Origin of the sequence: Planobispora longispora, from assembly GCF_016863135.1 — a bacterium.
In the GTDB taxonomy this organism is placed as follows: domain Bacteria; phylum Actinomycetota; class Actinomycetes; order Streptosporangiales; family Streptosporangiaceae; genus Planobispora; species Planobispora longispora.
Genome location: NZ_BOOH01000062.1, coordinates 73,198 through 79,929, shown reverse-complemented (window position 1 = coordinate 79,929; position 6,732 = coordinate 73,198). Strand labels below are relative to the sequence as shown.

General features: G+C 72.5%; 6 protein-coding genes. 3 read left to right on the top strand and 3 right to left on the bottom strand.

All coding sequences use genetic code 11. The features are described from left to right. The coding region (locus Plo01_RS35190; protein WP_239317692.1) for a glycosyl hydrolase family 18 protein at positions 1–204 on the top strand (204 nt) is incomplete at its 5' end. 182 nt (positions 205–386) lie between these two features. Here Plo01_RS35190 and Plo01_RS35185 read toward each other — a convergent pair. After that, on the bottom strand, positions 387–1,106 hold the full coding sequence (locus tag Plo01_RS35185) for a B3/B4 domain-containing protein (protein ID WP_239317689.1): 720 nt from the start codon (positions 1,104–1,106) through the stop codon (positions 387–389). A gap of 204 nt (positions 1,107–1,310) precedes the next feature. Here Plo01_RS35185 and Plo01_RS35180 point away from each other — a divergent pair, with 204 nt between their 5' ends. Both Plo01_RS35180 and Plo01_RS35175 read left to right on the top strand, forming a co-directional pair. Beyond that, complete coding sequence (locus tag Plo01_RS35180) at positions 1,311–3,314, top strand: S8 family peptidase (RefSeq protein WP_203895091.1); 2,004 nt, start codon at positions 1,311–1,313, stop codon at positions 3,312–3,314. Positions 3,315–3,343: 29 nt separating this feature from the next. After that, positions 3,344–5,044, top strand: a complete 1,701-nt coding sequence (locus Plo01_RS35175) for a S49 family peptidase (RefSeq protein ID WP_203895090.1) — start codon at positions 3,344–3,346, stop codon at positions 5,042–5,044. A 158-nt stretch (positions 5,045–5,202) separates the two neighbouring features. Here Plo01_RS35175 and Plo01_RS35170 read toward each other — a convergent pair whose 3' ends face one another. After that, complete coding sequence (locus Plo01_RS35170; RefSeq protein WP_203895089.1) at positions 5,203–5,682, bottom strand: flavin reductase family protein; 480 nt, start codon at positions 5,680–5,682, stop codon at positions 5,203–5,205. An 89-nt stretch (positions 5,683–5,771) separates the two neighbouring features. Then, entirely contained in the window at positions 5,772–6,698 is a 927-nt protein-coding gene (locus Plo01_RS35165) for an ABC transporter substrate-binding protein (RefSeq protein WP_203895088.1), read from the bottom strand. Positions 6,699–6,732 lie beyond the last annotated feature (34 nt).

Genomic DNA, 6,732 nt, shown 5'->3' with positions numbered 1-6,732 from the left:
AAGTGCCCCGCCACCGGCACCGTCGGCGGCACGGCCTACGCCTTCTGCAACGGCCAGTGGTGGAGCTACGACACCCCGGCCACCATCGCGGGCAAGATGACCTACGCCAAGAACCAGGGTCTGGGCGGCGCCTTCTTCTGGGAGACCAGCGGCGACACGGCCAACGGTGAGCTGATCACCGCCATGGCCAACGGACTCAAGTAATATTTCGCTCACTCGGCCCTCCGTGCGCGTCACGCCGCGGGGGGCCGAGCCATGTCCCGGACCGCCCGCATTGCCCGCACCGCCCGGACCACCCGGACCGTCGCCGTCACGGCGAGAGCTCCACGCGCGCCGTCACACCGAGGTCCGCACGCGCCGTCACACCGAGAACTCCACGCGGGCCGTCACAACGAGAACTCCACGCGCGGCGAGGAGGGGGTCGGGATCGCGGTCTCCGGCGATGTCCGCCAGACCTCGCCCAGCCCGTCCGCGATCGCGGCCACGAGATCCGGGACGTCCGCGGCCGCCGAACCGTGCATCGCCTCGGCGACGATCAGGACCGCGGCCGTCGTCTCCCGGACGGACGAGTGGCCGCTCTGCCGGTTCGTCCACCGCCGGGCGTGGGCCCGCCCGGCGGCGTCGGCGAAGATCACTTCCCGCGCGTCGGGGTGCTCCGTCTCCCCGGAGAAGGCGAGGTAGTCCTCGTCGCCTCTCGCGTGCCGTACCTCCAGCCCTCCGGAGACCGCGGCGACGTCGAACACCGCCACCGGGATCGCGAAGGCGAGCGAGATCGCGTTGCAGAGATCGACCAGGGGATGGATCCGGGGAAGGGCCCCCTCCTTCCTGAATCGCCGCAGCAGGGACTCCGAGGCGCACCGGTACTGCGTGGGCTTGAGCCCCATCCTGGAGAAGGCGCGCCGCCACGCCTGGATCTCGGGGAACTCCGCCTCCGTGCCCGTCGCGAGCCGCGCCTGGGCGACGGCGGTGAACTTCGCGATCAGGGAGTCGGCGGCTCCGTCGGGGGTGATCCCGGCGGCCGCGACCGTGCCGGCGACGAGCTCCGGGTACTCCGACCGGATCGCGTCCGAGTGCTGAAAGCGGATGAGGCGGGTTCCTTGGGTCATGCGTCCACCCTGCCGCCGCGGCCCCCCGGAGGGACAGGGCCAATGGCCGTGACCTCGGCAGGTCCATGACGCGCGGGGCCCGCGGGTTTCCGGGGGAGTCTGAACGTCCCCTGAGAAGATCCACGCAATGGGGCCGGAGGTATTCACCGCGAGGGATCATCTGCCTAGACTCCAAATCGCCCGTTTTATCCCCCCGGAGGACGCGTGCGACTTCGAGCTCTCGTGGCCACGGCGATCGTGCTCACCATCATCCCTGCCGCGCCCGCGCTCGCCGAGAACTCACCCGCGCCGTCGCCGGCGGCCGCGGAGAGCCCGGCCGCGCCGTCCCCGGCCCCCGAGGAGAGCCCCGCTCCGGACGCCGCGAGCCCGTCCCCCGCGGAGGCGACACCGCCCGCGACGCCCGCGCCGAAGCTCGAGGAGGGGCTCACCGCCGACGAGGACGGGGCCCGGGTCATCGTCGAGGTGACCGCCCCCGCCGAGACCGCCCCGGTGGCGGCGCAGGCCCAGGCGCTGCCCGGCGCCGAGGTCGTCCTCCAGCCGGCGGACACCTCCTTCATCGTGGTCGAGGCCACCGGTGACTCGCTGGCCGCGCTGGCCGAGGACCCCCGGGTGGTGTCGGTACGGCGGGACCGCGCCTACTCCCCCGCCGCCCTGGCCCCGAATCTGGGAGTCATCAGGGCGGAGGAGGTCCACAACACGGGGATCCGGGGCGAGAACCAGACGATCGCGGTCATCGACACCGGGATCGACGCCGACCATCCGTCCTTCGGCGGCAAGGTCGTGAGCCAGGCGTGCTTCTCCGTGGCGGACGGCACCTCGCAGACCCTCTGCCCCAACGGGCAGACGACCGACCTCGCATCCGCCGACGCCGAGACTCCCGCGTGCGTGCACAACGGCGTCAACCTCTGCGACCACGGCACCCACGTGGCGGGCATCGCCCACGCCGTCGCCCCCGGCGCCGACATCGTGGCCGTGCAGGTCTTCAGCCGGGACAACGACTGCTACGGCGACGGCGGCGGCGAGGTCTGCCTGACCGCCTACGAGTCCTCCATCCTGCTCGCCCTCGACCACATCGCCGGGCTCAAGGACGGCGGGCGCAACGTCGTCGCGGTGAACCTCAGTCTCGGCGGCGGGCTCTTCGAGGGTTCGTGCGACGGCCACCCCGAGCTCCAGACGATGCGTCAGAAGGTCGAGGCCCTGCGCGACAAGGGCGTGGCGGTCGTCGCCGCCGCCGGGAACGACGGTTTCGCGGGCGGCGGCGCGCCCGGGTGCCTCTCCGCCGCGGTGACCGTGGGCGCGACCGGCAACGACGATCGCGTCCCCCACTGGTCCAACCACGGCCCCACGCTCGACCTGTTCGCCCCCGGGGTCGAGATCGACTCCGCGGTGCCGGGCGGCCTGACCCAGGTCTACAGCGGGACCTCCATGGCCACCCCGCACGTCACCGGCGCCTTCGCCCTGATGGCGCAGAAGGAGGCCGGCGCCCCGGACGCGCTGCTCGGCAAGCTCAAGGCCGCGGGCCGCCCGATCGTCTACGGCGAGGTGACCGTCCCCCGGCTCGACGTGGGCGTCGCGATCCTCGGCGGCGCCCCCCAGCCCGGCGTCAGCCAGCAGCCCGAGCCCGGCGGCGACCCCGGTGACGACCCGTCCGACACCCCGACCCCGGACCCCAGCTCCGGCCCGGAGCCGGAGCCCGTACCCGACGACACCCCCGATCCGACCCCCGTCCCGCTGCCGACGGTCACCGTCACCGTGACCGTGACCGCCACTCCCCCCGCCGCGGCCCCCGCGGTGTGCACCCGGGGCAAGGGGAGGACGACCCTGACCGCCGCCCAGTGGGCCGTGGAGGTCGCCCGGGGCAGGGGAACACTCCCGGACGAGACCCTGAACTGCTATCTGCGCCTGGCCGCCAAGGCCAGCACGGTCTTCCCGGAGATCACGCGCGCCTCCACGCTCGGCACGGCCTACCGGGTGCTCAAGCCCTCCGGGAAGGCCGCCAAGTCCGCGAAGGCCGCGTTCGACAGGGAGCTGCTGGCCGCCTGGCTGAACTGGGCGCACGGCGCGGTGAACCTCACCGCGAAGGCCGGTGGGACGAGCACGGTCAAGACCGCCCTCGCCTCCGCCGAGAAGCGGCGCCTGGCGCGCCAGTCCCTGTCCGGAGCGGCCTCGGCGCTGCGGAAGCAGGTGAACACCCGCCGCCCCGCATAAGCCGCGGACGTGTCGCTTAGGGTGAAGTCATGGACGCGACCAAGGTGATCATCGACACCGTCGACCGTATCCGGCAGCGGCGGACCGCCCCGCTGATCCTTGAGCTCGACCTCAGCGAGGGGTTGACCGACGCGCCACCGACGGATCCGCTGAGCGCGATCACGTCCATGCGCAAGGCCCGCCTGGCCGAGGTGCTGTCCGGGCTCAAGCGCGCCCGGCAGGACAGCCGGGTCAAGGCGCTGATCGTCAAGATCGGCACGAACCCGCTGGGCCTGGCCATGGTGCAGGAGCTGCGTCAGGCGGTCATCAGGTTCCGCGCGGCGGGCAAGCTCACGGTGGTGTTCGCCGAGACGTTCGGCGAGTTCGGCGCGGGCACCGTCCCCTACTACCTGGCCAGCGCGTTCGAGCGCGTCTACCTCCAGCCCTCGGGCGACGTCGGGCTGACCGGCGTCTCGCTGGAGCAGCGCTTCGTCAAGGGCGCGCTCGGCAAGCTCGGCGTGGAGTACGAGCTGGCCCAGCGCCACGAGTACAAGACCGCCGCGAACATGTTCACCCAGGACCGCATGACCGAGCCGCACCGCGAGTCGGTGACGCGCATGGCCGCCTCCGTCACCGAGCAGATCGTCGCCGGCATCGCCGACGGGCGCGGGCTCGACCCGGCCAAGGTGCGCGAGCTCGTCGACCAGGGCCCGTTCATCGGCGCCGAGGCGATCGACGCGGGCCTGGTCGACAAGCTGGCCTACCGCGACGAGGTCTACGAGGAGACCAGGCGCTCCGCCGGCGACGGCGCCATGCTGCTCTACGTCGCCCGCTACCACCGCCACGGCCTCGCCAGGAAGCTCCCGCACCCGGGCGAGCAGGTCGTGGCCCTCGTCCAGGGTCACGGCCCGATCAAGCTCGGCCGCAGCGGGCGCAGCCCGCTCGGCGGCGGCGGGGCGATGGGCTCCGACACGATCTGCGCCGCCCTGCGCGCGGCCCGCCGCGACGACCACGTCAAGGCGATCGTCTTCCGGGTGGACAGCCCCGGCGGCTCCTACATCGCCTCCGACTCCATCTGGCGCGAGGTCGTGCTCACCCGCGAGGCGGGCAAGCCGGTGATCGTCTCCATGGGCGACGTGGCCGCCTCCGGCGGATACTTCGTCTCGATGGCCGCGGACGTCATCATCGCCCAGCCGGGCACGCTCACCGGCTCCATCGGCGTGTTCGGCGGCAAGCCCGTCATCGGCGAGCTGCTGGACAGGATCGGCGTGACCTCGGAGACGGTGAGCGAGGGCGCCAACGCCGCGATGTTCTCCACCGCGCACGGCTTCTCCGAGGCCCAGTGGGCGCGGGTCAACGCCTGGCTGGACCGCATCTACGACGACTTCGTCGGCAAGGCGGCCCAGGGCCGCGGCCTGACCCGCGAGCGCGCCCACGAGCTGGCCCGGGGTCGCGTCTGGACCGGCGCCGACGCCCGCGACGGCGGGCTGGTGGACGAGGTCGGCGGGCTGGAGGACGCCCTCGACCTGGCCCGCAAGCGGGCCGGGCTCCCAGTCGACGCGCCGGTCCGGACCTACCCCAAGCTGCACCCGCTGGAGCGGCTGCGCCCGCCGGAGTCCAGCGAGGACCGCGCGGCCGCGCTGTCCCGGGTCCGCGTCGAGGCCTGGGGCCCGCTCGCCGCCCTCGCCGGCGAGCTCGGCCTGTCGCCGTACGGCCCGCTGATCCTGCCCGGCACCTGGACCATCCGCTGAGCGCGATCCCCCGGCCCCGTCCCGGCCGGGGGACGCGGGCCTTCCGTCACGGATGATCCGTCCGTAGTGTCAGGTCCGACCACACGGACCGGCCGGCGGGAGTTCCGATGGCGGGGCGCCGTGCCCTGACCGCGGGAGGTCTCGGGGGACGGCGGGTGTCAGCCGGCGGGGCGGTAGCGGCCGCGGAGCCGTACCAGCGGGGAGGCGGTGGAGTCGACGTAGCCGACGGCCAGGACCCGGGCGATGTAGAGGGTGTGGTCCCCGGCCGGGACGACCTGGGTGGTCTCGGCCTCCAGGGCGGTGACGCCGTTCTCCACGACGAGCGCCTGACTCCGTTCGCCCCGGTGGTGCGGGGTCCCGGCGAGCAGGAGGCGGGCGCCGGGGCGGCCGGGGGTGGCGAAGCGGCTGGCGATCGCCTTCTGCTCCGCGGACAGCACGCTCACCGCCCAGCGGTCGTGCCGGAGCAGCAGCTCGTTGAGGTAGCCGCCGCTGGCCAGGCTGACCATCACCAGGGGCGGATCCAGGGAGACGGAGGCGAAGGTGGTCACGGTCGTGCCCACGTCGTCGCGGCCGTCCCGCACCGTCACGACCGAGACCGCCCCGGCCACCTGCGCCATCGCCTCGGTGAACTCACTCATCCCGCCCTCCTCACGCCGCACCACTCTAGACAAGGGGGAAGGGCCCCCTCCTGGGAGCCCTTCCCGGGTGCCGCGTCACGGAGAGCGGACTACAGCAGGCCGTTCTGGGTGAGCCAGTCCTTGGCCACCGCGTCGGGGTTCTCCTTGTCGACCGCGACGCGCTTCATCAGCGCGACGAGGCCGGCGGTGTCGAGCTTGGCGGAGACGGCGTTCAGGGTGGTCCTGACGGTGTCGTTCACGGCGGCCTTGTTCACCAGCGGCGTGATGTTCTCGGCGGCGAAGGCGTGCTTGTTGTCCTGGAGCGAGACCAGGTCGTTGACCACGATCTTGGGGTCGGTGGTGAAGACGTTGCCGACCTGGACGGTGCCGTCCTTGATGGCGTCGGCGGTGGCGGCGCCGGTCTTCTTCCACTCCTTGAACTCCAGGCCGTAGGTGTCCTTGAAGTTCTTCTCCTGGCGGCTCTGGAACTCCGGCGGACCGCCCACCACGTAGTTCTTCGAGACCTTGGCCAGGTCCTCGATCGTGGTCAGCCCGTCCTTCTCGGCGGTGGCCTTGGTGACGGTCAGCGAGTTGTTGTCCTCGGCCGCCGAGGGCTCCAGGATCTCCAGCTCGGCCGGGAGCTTCTCCTTCAGCGCGGCGACGACGTCGTCCTTGGTCTTGGCCGTGGCCGCCTTGTCGACGTAGCCCAGCAGCGAGCCGACGTACTCCGGCAGGATCGTCAGGCCGCCGCTCTTGACCTGGTCGTAGAGGACCTCGCGGCTGCCGACGTTGAGCTTCTCCTCGACCTGGACGCCCTTGGCGGCCAGCGCCTGGGAGTAGATCTCGGCCAGCAGGACGTTCTCCGGGAAGTCGGCCGAGCCGATGACGACCTTCCCCCCGGTGGCGGGCGCGGAGCCGGAGGCCGTCGGGGCCTCCGGGCTCTGCGACGCGCTGGTGAGCGGATCTCCGCCACCGCACGCGCCGAGAGTGAGCATCGCGGACAGGAGGACGGCCGCGGTGCCGAGCAAGCGCTTCATCGTGCTTTCCCTTCTAAAACGGGGGGTAATATAT

Bases quoted from the DNA above. Each gene is read 5' to 3' on its own strand.
- Plo01_RS35165 (WP_203895088.1), bottom strand. From the start codon at position 6,698: ATGAAGCGCTTGCTCGGCACCGCGGCCGTCCTCCTGTCCGCGATGCTC.
- Plo01_RS35175 (WP_203895090.1), top strand. From the start codon at position 3,344: ATGGACGCGACCAAGGTGATCATCGACACCGTCGACCGTATCCGGCAG.
- Plo01_RS35185 (WP_239317689.1), bottom strand. From the start codon at position 1,106: ATGACCCAAGGAACCCGCCTCATCCGCTTTCAGCACTCGGACGCGATC.
- Plo01_RS35170 (WP_203895089.1), bottom strand. From the start codon at position 5,682: ATGAGTGAGTTCACCGAGGCGATGGCGCAGGTGGCCGGGGCGGTCTCG.